Source organism: Lacticaseibacillus yichunensis (assembly GCF_003946405.1).
Lineage (GTDB): Bacteria > Bacillota > Bacilli > Lactobacillales > Lactobacillaceae > Lacticaseibacillus > Lacticaseibacillus yichunensis.
This window is the reverse complement of sequence record NZ_RHOG01000042.1, coordinates 1-20,440: the sequence shown is the minus strand read 5'-3', so window position 1 is coordinate 20,440 and position 20,440 is coordinate 1. Positions and strand designations below refer to the sequence as shown.

The window sequence follows — 20,440 nt, the reverse complement described above, 5'->3', positions numbered from 1 at the left end:
ATAACAAAAAGCCCCCTCAAAAGAGGAGACCCATAAAAGCTTAAAACATAAAACCAACACCATTTGACAAATTTCCATTTTTATTTGCGATGAATAATATTTCCAACTGTGGACTTCGAGATGCTAAGAAGCTTGGCGATCTGGCGATACGTCAGTCCCTGCTCATGAAGCGTGATGGCTTGGCGCTGGACGGCGACTGGCAACCCGCGGCCGTATGGATCTTCGGTCTCTTCAACCAGCGGCGTAAACGTCAGCACACAAGCGGTACCATCTGCTTGCTTTGCCACCCGGGTCGCCTCTACTCGGCTGTATGTCAGCCACATGCGCTGTAGATCGGTCGTCCATGCAGGCAGCAACAACAAGTTATCTGTCTCCAAAAACTCGCCTGCCTCATTGAGGACCGTGTAGCGTTTCACTTCTCCTGCCATGGCCATCCCTCGCTTTCTTCTCCCTCCATTGTAGCGCATTCAAGACCACAACAGAGATGGGAAAAGGAAAAAGGGTGCGTAGGCTCGCGGGATGGTGAGGCAGCTAACTTGGCTTGGGCGCTTGGTGGCGCACCTCACCCCGAGTGACGGGCGTACCTAGATGTCCCGGACATGCGGGCCGAAGCCCAACTGAAACAGAGGGGTACGCAACGGGTCGCGCGAATCGCTAAACGCTCCGCCGCCGAAAACTCAGATAAGCCAGCACGCCAAACAGCAAGGTGTAAACAACCGACCCAGTCAGCATTTGCGGCGTGCTCAACAGGGTCGCTTTCGCATAGGATGGCGATAAAATCTGGGTCTCAGTCAACATGAACGTCAACGGATTCCATTTGACCCAGTGCCACTGGGCGATCGCGGCCAATAGCGTCACCGAGGCCACATAGGCGACCAAATAGCCGATGAAGCCCGCGGCGATCGCGGCGGCATTGGTTTTCAAGATCGTCGAGACCAACAGAACGAAGCTCAAGATCAACAGCATCGTCAGCAGGTTCCCCGCCTGCGCCAGCCAATATGCGTTCATGAATGGCTGCTTCTGATACGTCCCCATCAGATCGACCTTGGCGTTCAAGGCCGGTGTGAGTAGCGTCATGCCAAACCCAACAACGATCGCCACGGCTTTGAGCACCAGCGCCTGAATCAGCAAGGCACAGACCTTGGACACAAAAACTTGGCTACGGTAATACTGACGGTACAGCAACTGCTTGATCGTCCCATATTGGAACTCACTTGAGATAATGCCGGCGGTGCTGGCGATCATCACAAAGATCAACAGGCTGTTGCCGCCATAGTTGCCGATCATCGAATCAGGGACCGACATGAGCTCGGCAGCTTTTGCCACAACCAGCGCCCACGCGATCTGGAACAAGACCACAACGCCCAAGCCGACCCATGTGCCTTTGCGGTGAGCCAGCTTATATAACTCTTGACCGATCAATGTTTTCATTTCTGGCTCGCCTCTTTTCCGTCGCCTGCGACCATATCCAAAAATGAGGTCTCAAGGTCGCGATGGACGTGTTCGATCGATTTGATCTGAATGCTGCGCCCAACCAGTGCCGCAAGCGCCGCATTTAACACATCCGGCCCAGTCTCACGTAGAATCAGCCCCGCTGGCGTGCGGCTCACCGTCACATCAGCCACGGCCAATGCCGCCACAGCTGCCTCATCGTCTGCGGTGACGATACGATAGACCGCACCGCCTGCGTCAGCCAGCGCGGCCATACTGCTTTCCTGCACGATATGCCCGTGATTGAGGACCAACACATCGTCCGCCACTTTTTCAAGCTCGCTCAAGATGTGACTGGAGATCAGAAAACTCGTCCCGTCAGCCGCCCGTTTGCGAATGATATCACGTAAGTCCTTGACCGCCTGCGGATCCAGACCATTCATGGGTTCATCCAAGATCACAAGTTTTGGATGATCGACTAGCGCCTGGGCGATCCCCAATTTTTGCTTCATCCCCAGCGAGTAACTCTTGGCGCTGACGTTGATGTATTTGGTCATCCCCAACGCCTCAACGATGCTGGTGATGTTTTGCGCGCGATTATGCTTGGCCGCATAAAGTTCCAGATGCTGCCGGCCAGTCAAAAATGGGTAAATGCCCGGATATTCGATCAAGGCGCCCACATCCTTGAGCGCCTGGTGGCTAGTGATCGAGACTGGCTTTTCTCCGATCGTGATCGTCCCACCATCCGTTGGAATGAGGCCCAACACTGCCTTCATGATCGTACTTTTCCCTGCCCCATTCGGCCCGACCAGTCCGACGACATGGCCTTCCTCCAGGGCAAAATCGACCCCATGCAGCACCTGATGCCCGCCAAATGACTTATTCAAGTCTTGAACTGTCAAAATTGCCGTCGTGCCCACCTCCTCTTTCATCATTGCTCAGAATACCATACCGCCAACGCTTTGCCATCATGTGACAATAATGGAAGAAAAAAGAATCCCGCATCTGCAGGATCCTCAGTTTATCGTTTCACATGAAACATATCCCGTGCTACCCGCTGCGAGCGCAGGTAGCGCAGCCAATTCAGTCCAACGATCAGCAGCATCCCCATCACCGGGAAATAGGCGATCAACTCCCCCAGCAGCCGACTCGGCCAGAAATGATAATTCAGCGGCGTCGCCCACAGCACCTTACCTTGCAACTGATGCTTCTTGATCGGGCCAAACCACCGCGAATCCGCGGAGCTCGGCCGATTGTCGCCGAGCACAAAGTAACTGTTTTTCGTCAAAAAATTGCTGTGGAGGAAATGGGCACTGCTGAACTGGGCCCCGCCATTTGGTACCGCATCATAAGGGTACTTCAAGTTATTCATATGATAATAAACATACGGTTCGCTCAGCGGCTCGGCGTTGATATAAACGACCCGCCGACTGATGCCGACCAGGTCCCCAGGCATCCCGATCAGCCGCTTGACCAACAGCGTGCCGGGCGCGGCACCAGGCAAGTCGCGCTCATTTTTGATCACTACGATATCCTTGCGATGATAGCCCAAATGCAGGGCATCGACGGTGCGTTGCCGCGCCACCACGAGAATCTGGCCATCATGAAGGGTCGGGCTCATCGAAGTCCCATTGGTATAATCCAGGCGAAACCCAAGGTCAAACAGCATCGTCAGCGCGATCAATCCGCCGAGCAGCCAGGTCAGGCCACGCAGTTTGCTTTTTGCCAAGTGTCTCGCCTCGCTTTCTCAGTGCAACACTACCAAAGATGCAGACTGTTTGCATCTAACTTGTCTTCTTTGTCACATGACGATTGGCGAGGCCCACTCACGCCAGCGGTCGTTGCGTGGCAAGGAGTCCATCCTCGTCTAGCGCAAAACGCCAGGTCAGCGTATTCCCCGCCCGGTCCTGGGTCGCAAGCGGGGCGAGTTGCAACCGCCCATTTTGAAAGGTATAGGAAAAACGAAACTGCGACGCCACCGCGCCGGTCGAAAATTGGATCGTCAGCGTTTTGCCAGTCAGCCGGTAAGTACCCTCCCAGCCCGGCGAACCCGCACCCAGCGCCGTCACGCGGACATGCTGGCCATCGCTGAACACGCCCAGGCGGGTATTATCGGTCACCGTGTTTTGCGGCACGCGATCCTGATCCATGGCTGTGTTGATGGCTTCGCCGTTGTAACGTGTGGGGCCGATCGAAAAGCCGCGTCCCCACAAGGCCTGTTTCAGAAGCGCCAGATTATTTGTCTGTTGCAGATAGACCACTTGAGTCGATTTGTCCTGCTTGACTAAGCCAATCGTCCCCTTGTCATCGCGGGTCAGAAAATAGTGCGTCCCATTTTTCAGCGTGAGTCGCGTATTTACTTTGATCGTCCGGCGCTTACCGTCAACTTGAACATGCATCGTTTTGGTGACCACATTTGCCACCGTGCCGGCATGCGGCGCCAGGTCCAACAAGGCGGTGGCGTCTTTTGCCGTGGCCGGCGAACTGGCGTGATGCGGCGTGGCCGTCGTCAGCGTGATCCGCCCATCGTTTTTCGCGCTGATGAAAATTGCCAGTGGCGCGCTCGTCGCATCGGGGCGCAAAAATGTCATCTCCTTCGCCAGCGTCACGGCATAGGGCGCATCAATTTTTGCCTGCCGACCAGATTTAAAGACGCGGCGCGCTTGCTTGGTCCCGGCTGAGTGTGCGAGGCCGCGCACCACGAACCAGCCACCGCCCCCGATCAGAAAGACCAACACGGCCAGCGCCACTGCCACCCGGCCCCATCTGACTTTGCGTTTCATCGCGCCCCTCCTCGCTATTTTGTCGCTGGCCGCGCCACGAGCTTGGTGCCAGCCCACACGTCATAGAAAAAGCGGTGGTGCCGCATTGCCAGGTTCCAGATAAAATTAAAAATGGTGAAGGCTGCGACCACGCCAAAGCCGACCAGTAAAATGTAGTTGCTCTGACTTTGATGATCATAGGAGTATATCTGGGTGAACGCCCATAAAAAGCCGCGCCAGCTCTGCAGCGTGACCAAATACAGCAGGCCCGCACGCAACGCCAGCCGCCAGACATTGGCTGGCCCCTCGTCGACCGTCACGATTCCCAGCCGGACGACCAACATCCCCAAAGTCGCACCGTGAAACAGTAGCGGCATCAGGACATGCACGATCACCAGGGCGATCACCCACACCGCGACTGGCTGCCAGCTGGAATTGGTCAGCCCCAGCAGCCGTATCACCAGGTCGAGCAACCCCGCAACCAGCGGCCACACCAGCCCGTTATCGAGAATGAACGCGACCAACCGCCGTGTCCAGGTGACGCGCTGCCCCTTCGCCACACTTTTTTCATCCATCGCCTCACGCGTCGGAAACGCGCGCATCAAGACAGGCGCGATCACCCCGCCGACAAACGCGCCGGTCGTGTTCAAGATCAGATCATCGACGTCAAACATCCGGTAAGGCCGCGGGTAAATGCCATACAGCCCAGACAACTGGGTCAATTCGAAAAACAGGCTAAGTAAAAAGCCTATCCCGGCGATCTGCCACAACGGCCGCTTGAAGTAATACCGCAGATAAACCCCAAATGGTAGCGTTAGAACGACGTTAAAGGCCGGCTGAATGAACCAAGGCTGCTTTAGCGCCGCGAGCCACGTGCTGGGATCGCCGATGCGAAAAACAGTGTAGGTCAGAAAATTACGCAACGCGTTGAACGGAATCAAGTTATACCGCGGACTAACAAGCTTAGCGACCGCCGCAGGATCCGGCAACGGCAAGATCACGAGGAAATACGCCGTGATCAAATAGTAGATAAAACTATAAAGCACCACCGCACGCCAGGCCAAGAAGCTGCCATACCGGCGATACTGCACGATCAGCAGTGGCAACGCGATGATCAGCGCCACAAAAGGAAAGACAAGCAGGGCCATTTTTAATGGAAAGGCATAGATATTCAGATTCACATTCATCGTGGCATCTCCTTCACGTTTATGCGACGGATCGTTTTGCCGGCAGCGTCACCCGCCGCAGCCAATTATCAAAGACCCGGTACCCGAGCGCGAAGACAAAGGCGGCCGCAAAGATCACCAGGTAGCAGCCCACAAAACTCAACAGCGTCGGCTTGATCCAGCCCAGCTTAAGCACCAGGCCAAGAAACACGGGATGGACGAGGTAGATCGGCAGTGCAAGATCGGCGAAAAGTGCCACAAAGCGCGACGGCTGGCGATCATACACCTGCTTGCCAAGCACGAACAACCCGCAAGCTTGAAGCAAAACCAGCAGCCCCGCGTTGGCCTGAAACGCCTGATCCAGATGATGCGCCGGCAGTGACAACGCCGCAGTGCCGACCACAATGCCGATCGTCGCAAGCAGACCTAGGCCGATCACGGTCGCACTTTGACGCCGACTGAAATGGGCGTGATGCAGCGCGTGGCCAAGCAGAAAATAGAACCACAATTGCCCAACGCCGCCGAGATGAAATTCGGCAAAGAACCGCTGCAGCAAACTATTGGCCGGAAGTAGTGGCACCACCGTACTCGGTAGCACCACGAAAATAAAGGCAAGCGCCAGCAGCCAATTCACGACATGCGGCTGTTTTGTAAGTGGGCGCAAGACCGGCACCAGAAGATAGCAGCCCAGCAGGACATACAAGAACCACAGATGAAATGGGCCAAGCACCAATGTTTCGCGCACCGTGGCCAAGTTTCGCGTCAGTACTAGTTCCATGGCGGCGTATAAAACATTCCACAACACAAGGGTCAGCGCGAGGTGCAGCACATTATGCCGAAGCAATTTTCGTGGCTCGATCGTCCGCGCCGGGTCCAAAAACAGGGCCCCACTGATCATGATGAACAAGACCACCGCTGCCCGGGTAAAGCCGTTAATCGCGTTCATCACGGCCCAGTTCGCCGTTCCGATGCCCAGATCCATGTATTTTGACGTGACGTGTGTGGCCACCACCAACAAACACCCGATCAATCGCAACAGATCAAAATACCCAACACGCGTTTTCTTTCCCACTGTCCTGTCCTCCTGTATGAATATGTCTCAGTATAGCACTCGGGGTTGGGGCGCGGGGATGGGCAGAGTAGGCCTGCTCTAGATGACGACACAAATAGAGCGCCATTCAAATGAATGACGCCGCCTGCCCTCGCATTACTGGCTTTCTATTGATTTATCGAACATATCTCTGTCCGTTGCAGAGGAACATAAAAAAGCGGCACATCAGGCTTTATAAACCTTGATGCGCCGCAATAATACTTTTCTGGGTGGTCAGGGGATCGAACCCTGGACCCACGGATTAAGAGTCCGTTGCTCTGCCAGCTGAGCTAACCACCCATATGTGCTTGCCGCCTTAACGACTTAACTATATTATCATGCAGCCCTAGGCGGTGCAAGCACTTTTTGCCAAAAATTGCGGCTTATCTAGCGTCAAAACGCGAGATCGTATTTTTCCTTGCTCAGTCCTTGCGTTCAAACAGCGAGTGGATGGACTGATTGGTGGAGATCAGGTGAATCGCCTGCCCCAGCATCTTACCAACGGACAACGTGACCAGATTTGGCAGATGATTTTCAGGGGCGACCTCAATGGTATCGGTGACCACGATCTCCTGCAGGTCAAGCGTGGCCAGGCGGGCTGCCGCGCCTTTTGAAAAGACGGGGTGCGTGGCGGCCGCATAGATATCCAAAACGCCGGCCGTTTTCAGGGCACCATAGGCTTCAACGACGCTATTGCCGGTATCGATGATATCGTCGATGATAATCGCGTGCTTGCCTTTGACATCCCCGATCACGCCGATCGTGTCTTCCTCACGCTTGTCGATGATCGCGATCGGCGCGTGAAGTAGCTCCGCAAGACTCCGCGCGCGCTTGGTCCCGGAATGATCTGGCGCGACGACAACGACATTGTCGCCGAAATGCTTGCTGGCAAAATAATCCGCAAACAGATTTTTCGCCTTCAAGTGGTCGACCGGAATGTCGAAAAAGCCTTGCAACTGATCGGCATGCAGATCAACGGCCACAAAACGGTCGATGCCATCCATTTCCAGCAAGTTGGCGATCAGCTTCGCGGTGATCGGTTCACGCGAGCGCGCTTTGCGGTCGGCGCGCGCGTAACCATAATATGGCACCACGACATTGATGCGGTGGGCACTTGCGCGGCGCAGCGCATCGATCATGATGAGCAGCTCCATCAAGTTCTCGTTGACCGGTGCAGAGACCGGCTGGATCACAAAGACATCCGCCCCGCGGACACTATCATCCAGGTCGATCTGAATCTCGCCATCTGCGAAGTGTTTGACCGAAGCCGGCGACAGCGGTAAGCCAACCTCTTCTGCGACCTTTTTTGCCAGTGGCAAGTTCCCGTTCAAGGTGAATAATTTCAGTCCAGCCATAGTGACTCCCTCTTCATTTGACATATGATGCGACACGCTTCATTATACGCGATTTCTTCTTATTACGCCACGACTGAAGGGTGTGTAGCGCGGTGCTTAGGGCTGAGCAGCTAGTATGGCCCGGGCGCGTATGGCGCTCCTGGCCAGACGTGACCGGGTCGACTAGATGCCTTCCGCCCTGCGGACCGGAGCCCGACTATAAAACGGCGCCCCATCCCAGTCAAAGCCAGATCGACCGCTTCCGGCGGCACTGTTATATAATAGAAGAAAAAGGAGATGGGCATCATGATCGCATCTGAACGCTTGCTGGCAGTGCCGCATGCCGTCAATTTGCGGGAGCTTGGGGGCTATCCCGCTCAAAATGGCCAACAGATCAGGTGGCGCAAGGTGCTGCGCTCCGGCACCCTGTTTGATCTCACCCCGGCAGACGGCCAGCTTCTGGTCGATTATGGCGTGATCAAAGTGATCGATCTGCGCTCTGATAGCGAGACCACGGCAATGCCGGACCGCCTCCCTCACCAGATCGCATTTCAGCAAGCGGCCGTTTACCCATTCACGGATCAACCAAGCCCCTGGGCGAAGCTCGCGCGCCGAATCAAGGCCAAATTTGTGGTCCCCTATGATCTGATGCTTGAGACCTATTTGAAAATGCTTACCGACAGTCATGCGATTGCCGCATTTCGCGCCGTATTTGCCGCCCTGCTGGCAAATACGCAGCCAGATCAGGCCGTGCTTTTTCATTGCATGGCCGGAAAAGACCGCACCGGCATGGCGGCGCTGATGATCGAAGGCGCATTGGGCGTGCCGGAAGACATCTTGCGCGAGGACTACCTGCTGACGAACTTGGTGCTCGCCCGGCAAAACGCGGTGACAAACGACGAACTGCGCCACGGCGGCTCCGCGCTTGTCAACGAAATGAATCGCTACCAGGCAGAGACCACCAATTATCAGGCGGTGCATGACTTGGTCCAGCGCCGCTTCGGAAGCTGGCGCGAGTACGTGGAAAAGGCGGTGGGCCTTTCACGCCAAGACCTGGCTGACCTAGATCGACTTTATCTGGAGGATCAACGATGAAAAAACGGACCTTGATCGGACTCACCCTACCAATGATCATGACCGCTGGCACCATGGGCCTCGCGGAAATGATCTACCGCTACGCCTTCAAACGCATCAATTATATTCCCGCTGCGACCGGTGAAATGGCACAGTATGCGGACCGCTATTACAGCGAAGTAGATTGGGTGCAAAATCAACGCCTGGCCGTGTGGAAGCTCGACACTTTCGATGGCCACAAGGTCTCTGCGCTGTGGCTTGAACATCCCGGTAGCAAGCGCGCCGTCATTATCGGCCACGGGTATAAGGGAACCGGCATCACCATGAGCAATTACGCCCATCTTTTTTACGACATGGGCTTTTCCGTGCTGATGCCTGACGATCGCGGCCATGGCGTGTCCGATGGCGATTACATCAGCTTCGGGTGGCTGGATCGCCGCGATTATCTCGATTGGCTGCACCGCATGGTCGAGGCGCTTGGCCCCGATTGTGAGCTCCTGCTGTTTGGCACCAGTATGGGTGGGGCCACCGTTTGCCTCGTGGCCGGGGAAAGCACCCTGCCGCATCAAGTTCGAGCGATTGTTGAGGATTGCGGCTATTCGAGTCTTGACGGCGAGCTGACCTACCTAATGCGCCGCCTTTTTCGCTTGCCCCGCGAACCATTAGTGCCACTTGCCAGCTTCATCAATTATCGGCGGTTGGGCTTTCGCATTGAACAGGTCGATGTCGCCGCCGCCCTGCGGAAAAATACGCGGCCACTGCTCGTCATTCACGGCGCCGAAGACGTCTATGTGCCGACCTGGATGGGGCCGGTCAATTACCGCGCCAGCCGGGGTCCCAAAGCGCTTTGGTTGGTGCCGCATGCCCAACACGCCGAAAGTTACTGGATCGACCCGGCTGCCTACCGTGCTCATATTGAAAAATTCATCGCGCCATATTTTTCTCCGGTGGTGTCAGCCGACTGAATTGGTTTTGACCCAATGACCGAGAAGACCGGCTGCCGTCGTCGCTGTTCAGGCAATGGTACAGACCTTTTCGTCCACCATCACGGACCAGCGAACGACGTCACAAATGCCCGTCTATCAACGTGTTTGCGGGCATTCGTCGGTCGTGCGCCACGCCCCAAAAAAGCGGATCAGAAAGTTGACAAAGCAACCGCATCGTTGTACATTGGACTAGACCAAACAAGGAGGGTTCATGATGGACGTAAAAATCGTTAAGGACAAAGTTGCAGGCGGCCAGCTCGCGTTTGACATTATCAAGGAAGACATCACCAATGGCGCGAAGGTCTTGGGCCTCGCGACTGGGAGCACCCCGATCACGCTTTACCAAGCCATGATCGCAAGCGATCTGGACTTCTCAAACATGACCTCGATCAATCTGGACGAGTATGTCGGCATGCCGTTCGACAACCCGCAGAGCTATCACCAGTTCATGAAAGACAATCTGTTCAATAAGAAGCCATTTGCACATTCCTATGTGCCTGATGGGATGGCTGAGGATATCGAGCAGGCTGCGGCAGACTATGAAAAGATCATCGCGGCTAACCCGATCGACGTGCAGATCTTGGGCATCGGTCGTAATGGCCACATCGGCTTCAACGAACCGGGTTCCGATCTTGAAGGACGGACCCACAAGGTTCAGCTGACCGAAAGCACCATCGAAGCCAACAAGCGCTTCTTCGAACGTGAAGAGGACGTGCCGCGTTACGCGATCTCGATGGGTATCGGCTCGATCATGCAGGGCAAGAAGATCATCTTACTTGCATACGGCGAAGACAAAGCGGATGCCATCAAGGCCACCGTTGAAGGCCCCGTCACGAGCCACGTCCCAGCTTCCGTGTTGCAGAACCATGATGATGCGATCATCATCATCGACGAAGCGGCCGCTTCCAAGCTGAGCAAGTGATCTGATAAACAAAGCGACCCCAACCTGCTAAAATTGGCAAGCTGGGGTCGTTTTTTTAATGATAAACTGCCCGTACATTGTACCGCAGATACTGTTTGAACCGCCGCCACAGATACTGGGTGAGCTGCAATAGCCGCGGCCAGAGCAACAGGCCGCCCGCGCAAAGCAACAATGCGCCGCCGATCTGCCCCCACAATGGCAAGATACCTGAATCGATGATAAACCAGTGACTTGCGACCAGCTGGCCAGCCGCAAGCACAGGCGAGAGGATAAACGCGATCACACTCGCCCATGCGCCGACCAGCAGTCCCGCGACCAGCAACACCACGCTGAGGGTCACGATCAGATTGAACCAGAAGAGACCGAATAAGGACGCCCAATTGATTTTTGACATAGTGACTTCCGCCTTTGCTTCAGTTTTGGTGGCGGCAGTCAGATCATCGAGCGACACCTGATAAAGGGCCGCCAAGTCCTGCAGCGCATAAATATTCGGAAGCGTCTTGCCTTGCTCCCAGCGCGAGATCGTCTGGCGCGTCACGTATAATTTGCCGGCAACCGCCTCTTGCGTGAGCCCCGCATTTTTGCGCGCGACCTGCAGTGCTTCGTTGATCATCCTGCTCACCTCCATATCCTCAGCATGCCCGCCAGCCCCCGCGCGGGCAAGCAACAAACCTGTTCCATCCCGCAACACCGGGGAAAATTCATCGTCCTGGTGGAAAAATGGCCCGTGAAAAATGATTGCGAGTCCACCCACTTTGATCGATCGTCATGCCTATTTTCTCAGAACAGATGTGATATGTCCCGGGAAATATTTTTCCCGCCCGCCTATGGTAAACTGGACCCAATGAACGAAGGAGGCTCTCATGACGAAAGCGATCGTATTTTTTGACTTGGATCTGACACTACTCAATGATGACAAACAGGTGCCACCGGAAAATCTAGCGGCGATCAAGGCGCTGCAAGCAAACGACTGCCTGCCTGTGATCTGCACCGGGCGAAACTTATGGGAAACGGCGAATCTGCAGGCGCAAACAGGCATTACGACCGTGGTCGGCGCAAACGGCGGTGATTTGTTGCTGGAAGGGCAGCACCTGTTTCAAAGCCCAATCGGCCAGCCTCAGCTCACGCGCCTGTTAGCCCAGGCAGCCGAGGATCAGCTGCCGGTCGCGATGTACAGCGACCAGACTGTTGCGCTGACCTTTGCGGACGACAATACCCGCGGGAATTACGAGCTAGTCAAACAACCCGCCCCGGTGATCGACCCCGATTTTGCGACCACGCAGCCGGTGCCAATGGTCCTGCTTTTCACCCCACGCACCCCGGCTGGAATCGAAACTGGCGCCCGTTATGTCCGGGCCTTTCCTGAGCTGACGTTTTACCGCAATGGGCCGTTTGCCTTGGACGTCGTGAACAAGGGCATGAGCAAAGGTTTTGGCGTCGACATGGTTCGCCAGCAGCCGCAGTTCGCCGATGTGAAGACCTATGCGTTCGGCGACGGCAACAATGATATCGCCATGTTTGAGCAAGTCGATATCGCAGTCGCCATGGGCAATGCGCTGCCCCATGTCGTCGCAATCGCGGATTATCAGACCGATGATTACCAGCACGCAGGTATTCCTAACGCGTTGAAGCATTTCGGCCTGATCTGATAGAGGAGGATGCGTCATGCCTTGGTTGTTGAAAAAAACGTTAGCCGTACTCGGCTTCATCCTGCTCGGAATCGGCGTGACCGTCTATCAAGTGCCGATGGTGGCGCTGCGGGCGGCGTTTCATATGACCACGACCACCGCGCCGCATTACGACTGGCTCATGGCCGCAACAACTGCCGTGGCTGGCGCGATCGAGATCGGTTTATTGCTGTGGCTGTATCGCTGGCGCCTGCGCCGAGCCAACCCGCTGCACATCGGCCCAGCGCGGCTTTCGGTTGGCCGCATCGGGCTTGTCGTGGCGATGTATGCCCTGATCATCACGGCCAACGCTCTGATCATGCGTGTCGGCGTGCCGCAAAATCAGCAGACCATCAATGAACTTGAGCATCTTTGGCCATGGACCGTCTTCGTGATGGTGCTCTTAATCGGCCCGCTTGCCGAGGAACTGGTCTTTCGCGGCCTCTTCATGACCCTTTTTTGGACCAAAGATAACGTGTTCAACACGACCGGGGCGGTGAGTTGTTCCGCGCTCGCATTCGGCCTGCTTCATGAACCGCACCTCTCATGGTTTCTGGTCATTTACACTGTGATGGGGCTGGCCCTCGGCTTCACTTACCGGCGCACCCGAGACCTGCGATGGTCCCTTGCCCTCCATGTGATCATCAATTTACCAGGCGCGCTTGTGGCGATTCACTAAAAATAGATTGCTTTTGCAAACGCGCGTTCGTATAATAAGAGATGGCCCGCGGCAGGACTGGTCCCCAAACATTGTGAAGAAAACCGAAGCTTAATTTGGCCAAAAAATATTTTTGAACCTGGCCAAGTCCGCACGGTTGCGGCGAAATCAAGCCCGCGCTCATAATGTTGAACAGGTGTCTAGCGATAGAACTTTGGCCAATCCCACCGCCATTCGTGGCCGCTTGTGCACCGAGCTTCACAAGCCGGACCGCGTTTTTTTAGCCCAATTTCATCAGCGATTTCTGCTATAATTGATTTCACAGCGACGGTCTGCTGTGCGGCTTCGTGTCGCCACCCGGGGGCAGAACGTCTTGGATAAGCGAATTGGAGGGAACTATCTTGCTCGATCAATCAACCATGAACCCGGTCGTCTGGCTCGACGACCACAACGCCTATATCAGTCTTATCCCTGACGCGCAATATAACCTGGAAGTATGGCAGATCAATTCGGACACCCATCAGAAGCGGATGGGCCGTATGGATTACAAATTCCATCGCGACACCTTCGCGGCTTTTATCTACCGCCTGTTTCCACACATCGACTTGATGCAGATCCATGAGATTCAAAAACAACTCAACCCGTTTTTTGATCTTGAGGTGTAAGGATTTGTATTTCAGCGGCCGGTGCGCGACAATAAAGGCACAGTCAGCCCGTTTTCACCAGGCCAAAAGGAGGCAGCGCCATGAGTGTTGTGATCAAATTAATGATAATGTGCGTGGTCGCCTTACTTGTGACGCTCATATTACTAGGCCTTGAGTGGCGCACGAAGACCACGACAAAAAGCGGCGTGATCAGCAAAAGTGTGCTGGCAGTCGTGTTGCTAGGCGTGTTGATCAGCCTGCTGACGGTGCGCTGATCGGCTATTAACAACAAAACATCGGGCTCACCGCGATCTTGCTGCGGTGGGCTTTTTTCGTCCCGTTCCTCTCTCGCGATCGCGACAGCGGTGTTGAAGCAAAAGCGTCCGTGCCCCGACATTATTCCCGCCTGCCATGTTTCCCGGGAAATAATATTCTCGAATGCTTAAATCTAATAATCGCAGTATAACACGCTTTTTAGAGCGTATTGTTGTCCCAACATTATTTAAAACGCTATTGGAATGTGCCACTAATGTGCCATCTCAAGTATAGAGTCTACTGATTTTCAGTAGGCTCTTTTTGTTGAGATTAAGTGCTACAAACACTTCTTCCTTGCATTATAGGTCCAAACTAAGGTCTTTCCTAAGAATACGCTCAAATGAAAGCGCGAAATTTATGATCGCCGAGTTGCTGGATGAGCCGTGCTGAGCCAACGTATTGTGGTGGCCGCCGTGTCATTGAACATAGAAATCAGTAAATTCCTCACCAATCCCAGCTGGCGATCTCATAATGGATTGGAGCGGATCAATGCGACGTTGCCTCTGATCGTTGCGATGGCTTAGTTCTGGCGCAATCACGATTAGCATACGCGTCAAATCGGTTTCAGGTTACAAACCGCCACGGTATTAGACGAAGATACGCTGTGGCTACAATACCGCGTGACTGATCCGCAAGGGTAGGCAAACAAATACCGCTAATCCGTGATTTAAGGATTGACCGTATCTTTGTATCTAGGCGTTAATGCGACGCGCAGCATGTTTGAGCAGAAACGGTGCCAATAACGTTGTTAAGATGACTGCGGTGATGATTGCTGAATAGTAATCCCCGCTGATCAGCTTGGCTTGATAGCCGATCTGCGCAATAATCAAGGCCATTTCTCCGCGTGAAACCATACCTGCACCGACTAAGTATGATTCATCTAAAGCAAACCCGGAAAATTTGGCGCCGCTACCTGCACCCAAAAGCTTAGTCAGCGTAGCGACAACGGTCAAGACGACGATCAATAATAAGTCGTGTTCGATTCCGGCTAACGACATGTTCAGCCCAATCGAAACGAAGAACACGGGAATGAAAATCGCGTAGCCGATCGGTTCAATACTTTGATCGACTTCATGAGCGACATGCGTCTGGGCAATCGCAATCCCGGCAAAGAAGGCCCCGATAACTGCACTCAGCCCGATCAGATCCGCGATATACGCCATGCCAAAACATAAGATCATAGCCATCAACGTCGGTCCGACTGGAATCAGTAATTTGGTCCCGAGCTTGGCGAGAATCGGGGCGATGAAGCGCACGACGAAATAAATCGCGACAAAGTAGATCAACTGCTCCAAAAAAGTCAGGGCCAGTGGGATTTGCGTGGTCGAACCCGTCGTCGTACCCATTACACTGACCATAATGCTGAGTAAAACGACCGCCAACACATCATCGACCACCGCCGCGCCAAGAACCGTCGAACCACTTTTGCTATCAAGTAAGTTCAACTCCTTCATCACGGCCACCGAAATTGAAACAGATGTGGCGGCAAAGATGACACTTAAAAATAGGCTTTCAAACTGGGTCAGTCCGAACCAAAGCCCGACTGGATAAATCAGCGCCATCGGGACCAAGACGCCCAACAATGCAACAATCACACTAGGACGTAAGTATTTTTTCAACAACGTAAGGTCACTCTCTAATCCGGCAATGAACATCAAGATAATGACCCCGATTTCTGAAAAAATATGGATAAACTCATTGGGATGCACCCAATTCAACAATGCTGGGCCAAGCACGATACCAACGAGCAACTGACCGATCACTGCCGGAATACCAATCCGCGCTGCCAAGTGGCCGATTAAACTGGTAGCAATCAAAATGATGACAAGTGCGCCTAAAAATTCCAAACCAAAACCTCCTCATACAAAAAACGTAAGCCAAGTACCTCTTTCACACCCCTGAAAGAGAAAACCTTGAGCTTACGTCAACCGATTGATCTATTTAAGTTTTAATAACATCTTTTAAATTTTAGCAAACCGTGCCGTCATTTTCAAGCGAAGCACACATCGAGCCTGGGTTACGGTTCTTGAAAAAAAGCTGATTCTCTATGTTTATGTCCTCTAAATTGTACTTGACAAAGACTACAGAATAAGTTTTAGTGTTTAAGATGTTAAACGTTAGAACTATTATACGGGAGATATCGATGACTAAACATAATTCAGAGGAAACGCTGGCGATTTTTCAAAAAAGCGCTCCGGTATTATCTATCTTACTCGATGAGAACCGACAGCGGATTTTGCTGATGCTTTGCCAAACCGATCAACTTACCGTCAGTGAAATCACAGATCGATTATCGCTGTCACGCCCAGCAGTCTCGCATCATCTCAAGTTGATGCGTGATGCTGGAATATTAGCGGTCAACCAAGTCGGAACAGAGCGCTACTACCGCACCAACATGGCAGACGCACTCGGACTACTCAAACAACTGGTCACCGCGCTTGAGGCAGATGTCGCAGGCAAAAAATAGTCGTTTTGGACGACCATTTTTAAGGCCTATACGTTTAAATGTCTAAACGTTAAAAAATAGTCTTGTGGTAAAGAGTCAAGGAGTTGAGGCAAGATTCTAAGATCTATTTTTGAAAGTTGAGCGTACACTTCCCCCAGCCCACAACTTTCTTATTTTTCGGTTGCGGGGAAGCGTCCGTTAAACTTCGCCAGTCACGCTAGACCATTTTCGCAGGTTGGTACAATTCATGGTTCTTCATCAAAGTGAGAACTAAGCGTACAAGCTTGCGAGCGGTCAATAGACAGGCGCGACGATGTTGATACTTTGGAACCTCCCGATATTTCTTGTCGTAGTAGCGGGCAAATGTGGGATCGTACGTTCTTACTTTGTTGGCAGCTTCAACTAAGTAATAACGCAGGTACTGATCTCCGCTGTGAACACGTGGCGTCGCTTGACGCTCCGTGTTGCCTGACTGACTTCTTTGCCAGACTAGGCCGGCGTATTTGGCTAAACTTGCTTCATTCTTGAAACGCTCTGGTTGTGCCACCTCGGCGACAATACCCGCCGCGTATACTGGTCCAATGCCAGGAATACTGCGGAGGCACTTCGCTTCAGGTGTGGCGTCGCATAAGGCGGTGATGCTCTTATCCAGCTCTTTAAGCTGTTTGGCAAACATGCGGATCTCGTTGGCATACATGCCCAAGACAAGATTCACAGAATCCATCACTTGCTTATCGAGTCGGTATGAGTCACGTGCTGAACGCTTGAGCGCCTGGGCGACTGCTTCGGGATCGCCGAAGCGGCCACGACCAAGTTTGTTGAGATCATCGGTGAGCTGTTCTAGCGGTATCTCCGCAAGCTCGTCCAATGAGTACCGCTCATCGGTCAAAACGGTCATCATGGTGGCGCCAAAGACTGAAGTCGGTAGCTCTGCGTCGATCGTGTTCATCTTAAAGTACAAGTTATTGAGGAAGTGGTTCTTACACCAAGTCATTTCCTTGGTCAGATGAAACCTTTCACGGGTTAGCCGTTGAAGCGCGATGTGACGCTCATCGCGAGGCACTGGCACTTGATAACGGCCTACTCGAAGAAAGTCGGCGATGTTACGGGCATCAACCTTATCCGTTTTATCCTGATCGTACACTTGGCTGAAGCGATGCGTCATCTTGGGATTCAAGGTAACGACTTCAAGACCGAGAGCCTGAAGCTCATCGTCCTCTTCTAAGGCACGAGAAGGCAGAACGTTGTAAACAGAAGTTGCTTCAAGGCCAATGATAGTACGTTCATAGTCGTGCTTCTCATTGGCATCTAAGATGCATTGCTTGATGGCATTTGTGCCAGCTGGTCGATTCAAGACAGAGTCCTGAAAGATGACCTTCTGATCACTATCCATACCACAAAAATCAAGCTTAGCTTTTGAAACATCAATACCAACATTCAAGTTCATAAGACTGGACCTCCTTTCTTTGCAAATTGGTCTGCTTTATCAGGTGTTGCACTTCGATTTTAAACCGAGGGAATAAAAATACTCGAGGTGATTAAGTGAGGCTTCAAAAATCTTTGGAATATACGCTGAGTTCAGGCCGCACAGAATTGGAATTCCAGCTGTTTGTTGAAGTGTAAAGCTGATCATCTTCTGATAATCTTCTGTTTTTAACCTTGCTTGATGAATCAATTCTCCGTGAAATTCAACAACGCCACCGTTGTCTGCAATGAAAGCCAAAGGCAAATCTGGAAATTGAGCTTTCAGTGTGTACAGTGGCCGTACAGTGGCCGTCCACTGGCAATCGCTGTGACAACGCCGACATGATCTAACTGACTTACAAGTTTATAAAATTCTTCTGGAACGTGTTTGTCTGATGTTAATAAAGTTTCGTCCATATCTGTAGCGATAAGTTTTACGGATCTCATTGAACTTCACTCCTAGTATCAGTATAGTTCCATTATAAGGCGCGAAATTAGCGGTAGAATGTTAATATTGCGCGGATGAATATAAAAATCGTACAGAGGCGACAAAATGGAAATAAAGGTATTCTCAGATTTTTCTGAAGAAATGCAGTATAACATCAACGACTTTCCACTCTATGTGCGAATCAATAAACTTTCCCAGTTTGGATATTGGGGCGCGTGTCACTGGCATAGTGGGGTCGAAATTGTTTCTATTCTTGATGGAACTATGGATTTTTTTATAAATGGTCAAATTGTTACACTCTTACCAAAAAGTATTCTCCTTGTTAACAGTAAGAGAATGCACTACGGATTTTCCGACACCAAAGATGAGTGCACGTTCATTGACATGATTGTCGAACCAAGCCTTTTCGATAGTAGCTGTAGCTCTATTCAAAAGCAGATAGATAATTCATTTGGACGGTCATCAGAAGATTACCTGTTGTTTGATTGTAAAAGCGAGGCAGCACAAGAGCTTGCTTCCGCTGCGCGGATAATTCATGGGTTAATGAGTACCCCCAAGCCGAATATGATAGATGTTCAGGTAGAATGTATGAAAGCCATGAGTAGGTGCATCAAATTTATGGGTCACTCAACGCGAAATACTGAACATACTGTAAATAATCAGGAAATTTGGAAAATGGTTGACTATATACATCGCCATTATTTTGAGACAGTTCAGATCGATAATATTGCCGATGCTGGCAAAGTTTCTCGAACTCGATGTTTTAATATTTTTCGTAATTATTTGGCACAGACCCCAACCGAATATCTCACACGATACCGCCTCGACATCAGTCTAAAGTTACTTGCAAAGACAGATATGTCAGTAAAGGAAATTAGTTCTAATTCTGGATTCCAGTCGGTCAGCTATTATTGCGCAACTTTCAAAAGACTTTTTGGTTGTACTCCGTTGGAATATCGAGAGAGTATCTCAAACAAAAAATAGGAATTGGCAATAGAATTCTGTTGGGTTTCTGGAAAGCATAAAGGCCTGGCATACATACCCGTGGATTGCAGTGGGCATGTATGCCAGGCTTTTTTAGATGCCGGCGGTGATAATCCAGTTGTTACTTTGCTTGGAAAAATCGAATTGTATCTAGTCCCTTATTGTTATCAGTCAATCCCGTTTCTGCTGATCATCCCGGTATGATTGTATGGCCTTAAGCTCCTGGTAAACTTGATGAATTTCCTTAATAGGTATATCTCGATACTTGGATTGTTTCGTGATTTTTCGACCATTCTGATCCGTTTCCGGTTCACCGTCTTCATCAACAGGTGTGTACGGGCGAAAGTATTGCATGATTTGATCAAGCTGTTCCGATAATCCATCTAATTGTCGCGGTGAGAAATCCTTCATCATATGCATAACCCGACGTATTTCCGTCACCTTTGGCATATATTCGTCAATTCGATCAAGAATGGCCGTAGTTTCTCCAACTGCGGTCTCTTTTTCTGTTCTCAAAAGTTCTGAAGGCATAACATTGAAAAATTTAGCAATGCCGATCAAGTTCTCGTAGGTTGGGTGGTTATTCTCACGTTCCCAGTTAGAAATAGCTTGTCCGTTAACCGGAGTATCCAAAGCAGCTCCAAGTTCTGCTTGGGATAACCCGCTTTGAATACGGAGCCGTTTTAGATTTGGGCCAAAATAGTGCACTTTTGTCATATTAATCACCTCGTTATCAGATTACCAAACAGCAATACCTATACCAAGTTGCACAACTATATTTGAAAGTTATGTAGCTATGAAAAAGCTAAGGAAATCTGTTGAAAGTCTTGATATCATTGCGTTAACGTATAGCTTGTCAATACGATTAGTGATGAAAGGAGGAACCCTCGCCGCCGTGCGCGGCGTGCAGCGCGAAAGCCGCTAGCGCGAGCGGCGGCGGTCGGCGTTAGCCGGCCGCTGTAGCCCCCAGTGTCTAATAGGGGGGCAAATACAAGTAACAAGAAATCCGACGGTAGGCATAAAGCGCCTGTGGCACGGCCTTACCGCAT

23 protein-coding genes and 1 tRNA gene are annotated in these 20,440 nt (G+C 52.0%); 9 read left to right on the top strand and 15 right to left on the bottom strand.

The genetic code is table 11. The annotated features are described in order from the left end of the window. Nucleotides 1-80 precede the first annotated feature (80 nt). The 9 genes from EKM95_RS10580 to EKM95_RS10540 all read right to left on the bottom strand — a co-directional run bounded on the left by EKM95_RS10580 (nucleotide 81) and on the right by EKM95_RS10540 (nucleotide 7,804). A complete protein-coding gene (locus EKM95_RS10580) occupies nucleotides 81-428 on the bottom strand; it encodes an RNA polymerase sigma factor (protein ID WP_164510188.1) in 348 nt (115 codons plus the stop codon). Between the two features lie 226 nt (nucleotides 429-654). Next, nucleotides 655-1,431: an ABC transporter permease gene (locus EKM95_RS10575; RefSeq protein WP_125698250.1), complete on the bottom strand. Its 777-nt coding sequence runs from the start codon at nucleotides 1,429-1,431 to the stop codon at nucleotides 655-657. Continuing rightward, the gene (locus tag EKM95_RS10570; protein WP_125698258.1) at nucleotides 1,428-2,363 is read right to left on the bottom strand and encodes an ABC transporter ATP-binding protein; all 936 of its coding nucleotides are present in this window, start codon (nucleotides 2,361-2,363) and stop codon (nucleotides 1,428-1,430) included. Before EKM95_RS10570 ends, EKM95_RS10575 begins: the two co-directional genes overlap by 4 nt. An 89-nt stretch (nucleotides 2,364-2,452) precedes the next feature. Continuing rightward, nucleotides 2,453-3,160, bottom strand: a complete 708-nt coding sequence (lepB, locus tag EKM95_RS10565) for a signal peptidase I (protein WP_125698248.1) — start codon at nucleotides 3,158-3,160, stop codon at nucleotides 2,453-2,455. Between the two features lie 97 nt (nucleotides 3,161-3,257). After that, nucleotides 3,258-4,214 carry a hypothetical protein gene (locus tag EKM95_RS10560; RefSeq protein ID WP_125698246.1) on the bottom strand — a complete coding sequence of 319 codons (957 nt, stop codon included), beginning with the start codon at nucleotides 4,212-4,214 and terminating at the stop codon, nucleotides 3,258-3,260. A 14-nt stretch (nucleotides 4,215-4,228) separates the two neighbouring features. After that, a complete protein-coding gene (locus EKM95_RS10555) occupies nucleotides 4,229-5,380 on the bottom strand; it encodes a VanZ family protein (RefSeq protein ID WP_225423290.1) in 1,152 nt (383 codons plus the stop codon). Nucleotides 5,381-5,399: 19 nt separating this feature from the next. Continuing rightward, the gene (locus EKM95_RS10550; RefSeq protein WP_164510187.1) at nucleotides 5,400-6,431 is read right to left on the bottom strand and encodes an acyltransferase; all 1,032 of its coding nucleotides are present in this window, start codon (nucleotides 6,429-6,431) and stop codon (nucleotides 5,400-5,402) included. Between the two features lie 245 nt (nucleotides 6,432-6,676). Further along, nucleotides 6,677-6,749, bottom strand: a tRNA-Lys gene (locus tag EKM95_RS10545). 122 nt (nucleotides 6,750-6,871) lie between these two features. Continuing rightward, nucleotides 6,872-7,804, bottom strand: coding sequence for a ribose-phosphate diphosphokinase (locus EKM95_RS10540; RefSeq protein ID WP_125698242.1), 933 nt, complete (start codon nucleotides 7,802-7,804; stop codon nucleotides 6,872-6,874). Between the two features lie 285 nt (nucleotides 7,805-8,089). Here EKM95_RS10540 and EKM95_RS10535 point away from each other — a divergent pair, with 285 nt between their 5' ends. The 3 genes from EKM95_RS10535 (at nucleotide 8,090) to nagB (ending at nucleotide 10,765) form a co-directional block, all read left to right on the top strand. After that, complete coding sequence (locus EKM95_RS10535) at nucleotides 8,090-8,878, top strand: tyrosine-protein phosphatase (protein WP_164510186.1); 789 nt, start codon at nucleotides 8,090-8,092, stop codon at nucleotides 8,876-8,878. Then, nucleotides 8,875-9,822, top strand: a complete 948-nt coding sequence (locus EKM95_RS10530; protein WP_125698238.1) for an alpha/beta hydrolase — start codon at nucleotides 8,875-8,877, stop codon at nucleotides 9,820-9,822. Before EKM95_RS10535 ends, EKM95_RS10530 begins: the two co-directional genes overlap by 4 nt. A gap of 235 nt (nucleotides 9,823-10,057) precedes the next feature. After that, nucleotides 10,058-10,765 (top strand): glucosamine-6-phosphate deaminase, encoded by a 708-nt coding sequence (nagB, locus tag EKM95_RS10525; protein WP_125698254.1) that lies wholly within the window; start codon nucleotides 10,058-10,060, stop codon nucleotides 10,763-10,765. Nucleotides 10,766-10,820: 55 nt separating this feature from the next. Here the strand turns inward: nagB and EKM95_RS10520 are convergent, their stop codons facing one another. Further along, nucleotides 10,821-11,378: a helix-turn-helix transcriptional regulator gene (locus tag EKM95_RS10520; protein ID WP_125698235.1), complete on the bottom strand. Its 558-nt coding sequence runs from the start codon at nucleotides 11,376-11,378 to the stop codon at nucleotides 10,821-10,823. Nucleotides 11,379-11,628: 250 nt separating this feature from the next. Here EKM95_RS10520 and EKM95_RS10515 point away from each other — a divergent pair, with 250 nt between their 5' ends. The 4 genes from EKM95_RS10515 (at nucleotide 11,629) to EKM95_RS11730 (ending at nucleotide 14,009) form a co-directional block, all read left to right on the top strand. Beyond that, entirely contained in the window at nucleotides 11,629-12,414 is a 786-nt protein-coding gene (locus tag EKM95_RS10515) for a Cof-type HAD-IIB family hydrolase (protein ID WP_125698233.1), read from the top strand. Nucleotides 12,415-12,430: 16 nt separating this feature from the next. Then, a complete protein-coding gene (locus tag EKM95_RS10510) occupies nucleotides 12,431-13,111 on the top strand; it encodes a CPBP family intramembrane glutamic endopeptidase (protein WP_125698231.1) in 681 nt (226 codons plus the stop codon). Nucleotides 13,112-13,491: 380 nt separating this feature from the next. Then, entirely contained in the window at nucleotides 13,492-13,755 is a 264-nt protein-coding gene (locus EKM95_RS10505) for a hypothetical protein (protein ID WP_125698229.1), read from the top strand. Nucleotides 13,756-13,835: 80 nt separating this feature from the next. After that, nucleotides 13,836-14,009: a hypothetical protein gene (locus tag EKM95_RS11730; RefSeq protein WP_164510185.1), complete on the top strand. Its 174-nt coding sequence runs from the start codon at nucleotides 13,836-13,838 to the stop codon at nucleotides 14,007-14,009. Nucleotides 14,010-14,741: 732 nt separating this feature from the next. Here the strand turns inward: EKM95_RS11730 and EKM95_RS10500 are convergent. Then, a complete protein-coding gene (locus EKM95_RS10500; protein ID WP_125604775.1) occupies nucleotides 14,742-15,896 on the bottom strand; it encodes a cation:proton antiporter in 1,155 nt (384 codons plus the stop codon). Between the two features lie 296 nt (nucleotides 15,897-16,192). Between EKM95_RS10500 and EKM95_RS10495 the strand changes: the two genes are divergently transcribed. Then, nucleotides 16,193-16,516: an ArsR/SmtB family transcription factor gene (locus tag EKM95_RS10495; protein ID WP_125572183.1), complete on the top strand. Its 324-nt coding sequence runs from the start codon at nucleotides 16,193-16,195 to the stop codon at nucleotides 16,514-16,516. Nucleotides 16,517-16,712: 196 nt separating this feature from the next. Here the strand turns inward: EKM95_RS10495 and EKM95_RS10490 are convergent, their stop codons facing one another. The 3 genes from EKM95_RS10490 to EKM95_RS12015 are packed head-to-tail and all read right to left on the bottom strand — an operon-like array spanning nucleotide 16,713 to nucleotide 18,376. Beyond that, nucleotides 16,713-17,942 carry an IS110 family RNA-guided transposase gene (locus EKM95_RS10490; protein WP_125572182.1) on the bottom strand — a complete coding sequence of 410 codons (1,230 nt, stop codon included), beginning with the start codon at nucleotides 17,940-17,942 and terminating at the stop codon, nucleotides 16,713-16,715. Nucleotides 17,943-17,981: 39 nt separating this feature from the next. Continuing rightward, nucleotides 17,982-18,218 (bottom strand): hypothetical protein, encoded by a 237-nt coding sequence (locus EKM95_RS11875; protein WP_225423287.1) that lies wholly within the window; start codon nucleotides 18,216-18,218, stop codon nucleotides 17,982-17,984. 23 nt (nucleotides 18,219-18,241) lie between these two features. Beyond that, nucleotides 18,242-18,376, bottom strand: a complete 135-nt coding sequence (locus EKM95_RS12015) for an HAD hydrolase family protein (RefSeq protein ID WP_225419261.1) — start codon at nucleotides 18,374-18,376, stop codon at nucleotides 18,242-18,244. 136 nt (nucleotides 18,377-18,512) lie between these two features. Here EKM95_RS12015 and EKM95_RS10480 point away from each other — a divergent pair, with 136 nt between their 5' ends. After that, entirely contained in the window at nucleotides 18,513-19,391 is an 879-nt protein-coding gene (locus EKM95_RS10480; protein WP_125572180.1) for an AraC family transcriptional regulator, read from the top strand. Nucleotides 19,392-19,562: 171 nt separating this feature from the next. Here the strand turns inward: EKM95_RS10480 and EKM95_RS10475 are convergent, their stop codons facing one another. Continuing rightward, nucleotides 19,563-20,108, bottom strand: a complete 546-nt coding sequence (locus EKM95_RS10475) for a helix-turn-helix domain-containing protein (RefSeq protein ID WP_125572179.1) — start codon at nucleotides 20,106-20,108, stop codon at nucleotides 19,563-19,565. Nucleotides 20,109-20,440: the final 332 nt, after the last annotated feature.

What these genes read in the sequence shown, in the direction of transcription:
- nagB (WP_125698254.1), top strand. Translation starts at nt 10,058, where the DNA reads ATGGACGTAAAAATCGTTAAGGACAAAGTTGCAGGCGGCCAGCTCGCG.
- EKM95_RS10490 (WP_125572182.1), bottom strand. Translation starts at nt 17,942, where the DNA reads ATGAACTTGAATGTTGGTATTGATGTTTCAAAAGCTAAGCTTGATTTT.
- EKM95_RS11730 (WP_164510185.1), top strand. Translation starts at nt 13,836, where the DNA reads ATGAGTGTTGTGATCAAATTAATGATAATGTGCGTGGTCGCCTTACTT.
- EKM95_RS10555 (WP_225423290.1), bottom strand. Translation starts at nt 5,380, where the DNA reads ATGAATGTGAATCTGAATATCTATGCCTTTCCATTAAAAATGGCCCTG.
- EKM95_RS10510 (WP_125698231.1), top strand. Translation starts at nt 12,431, where the DNA reads ATGCCTTGGTTGTTGAAAAAAACGTTAGCCGTACTCGGCTTCATCCTG.
- EKM95_RS10480 (WP_125572180.1), top strand. Translation starts at nt 18,513, where the DNA reads ATGGAAATAAAGGTATTCTCAGATTTTTCTGAAGAAATGCAGTATAAC.
- EKM95_RS12015 (WP_225419261.1), bottom strand. Translation starts at nt 18,376, where the DNA reads ATGGACGAAACTTTATTAACATCAGACAAACACGTTCCAGAAGAATTT.
- EKM95_RS10535 (WP_164510186.1), top strand. Translation starts at nt 8,090, where the DNA reads ATGATCGCATCTGAACGCTTGCTGGCAGTGCCGCATGCCGTCAATTTG.
- EKM95_RS10560 (WP_125698246.1), bottom strand. Translation starts at nt 4,214, where the DNA reads ATGAAACGCAAAGTCAGATGGGGCCGGGTGGCAGTGGCGCTGGCCGTG.
- EKM95_RS10495 (WP_125572183.1), top strand. Translation starts at nt 16,193, where the DNA reads ATGACTAAACATAATTCAGAGGAAACGCTGGCGATTTTTCAAAAAAGC.
- EKM95_RS10520 (WP_125698235.1), bottom strand. Translation starts at nt 11,378, where the DNA reads ATGATCAACGAAGCACTGCAGGTCGCGCGCAAAAATGCGGGGCTCACG.
- EKM95_RS10475 (WP_125572179.1), bottom strand. Translation starts at nt 20,108, where the DNA reads ATGACAAAAGTGCACTATTTTGGCCCAAATCTAAAACGGCTCCGTATT.
- EKM95_RS10530 (WP_125698238.1), top strand. Translation starts at nt 8,875, where the DNA reads ATGAAAAAACGGACCTTGATCGGACTCACCCTACCAATGATCATGACC.
- EKM95_RS10575 (WP_125698250.1), bottom strand. Translation starts at nt 1,431, where the DNA reads ATGAAAACATTGATCGGTCAAGAGTTATATAAGCTGGCTCACCGCAAA.
- EKM95_RS10580 (WP_164510188.1), bottom strand. Translation starts at nt 428, where the DNA reads ATGGCAGGAGAAGTGAAACGCTACACGGTCCTCAATGAGGCAGGCGAG.
- EKM95_RS10540 (WP_125698242.1), bottom strand. Translation starts at nt 7,804, where the DNA reads ATGGCTGGACTGAAATTATTCACCTTGAACGGGAACTTGCCACTGGCA.
- EKM95_RS10570 (WP_125698258.1), bottom strand. Translation starts at nt 2,363, where the DNA reads ATGAAAGAGGAGGTGGGCACGACGGCAATTTTGACAGTTCAAGACTTG.
- EKM95_RS10515 (WP_125698233.1), top strand. Translation starts at nt 11,629, where the DNA reads ATGACGAAAGCGATCGTATTTTTTGACTTGGATCTGACACTACTCAAT.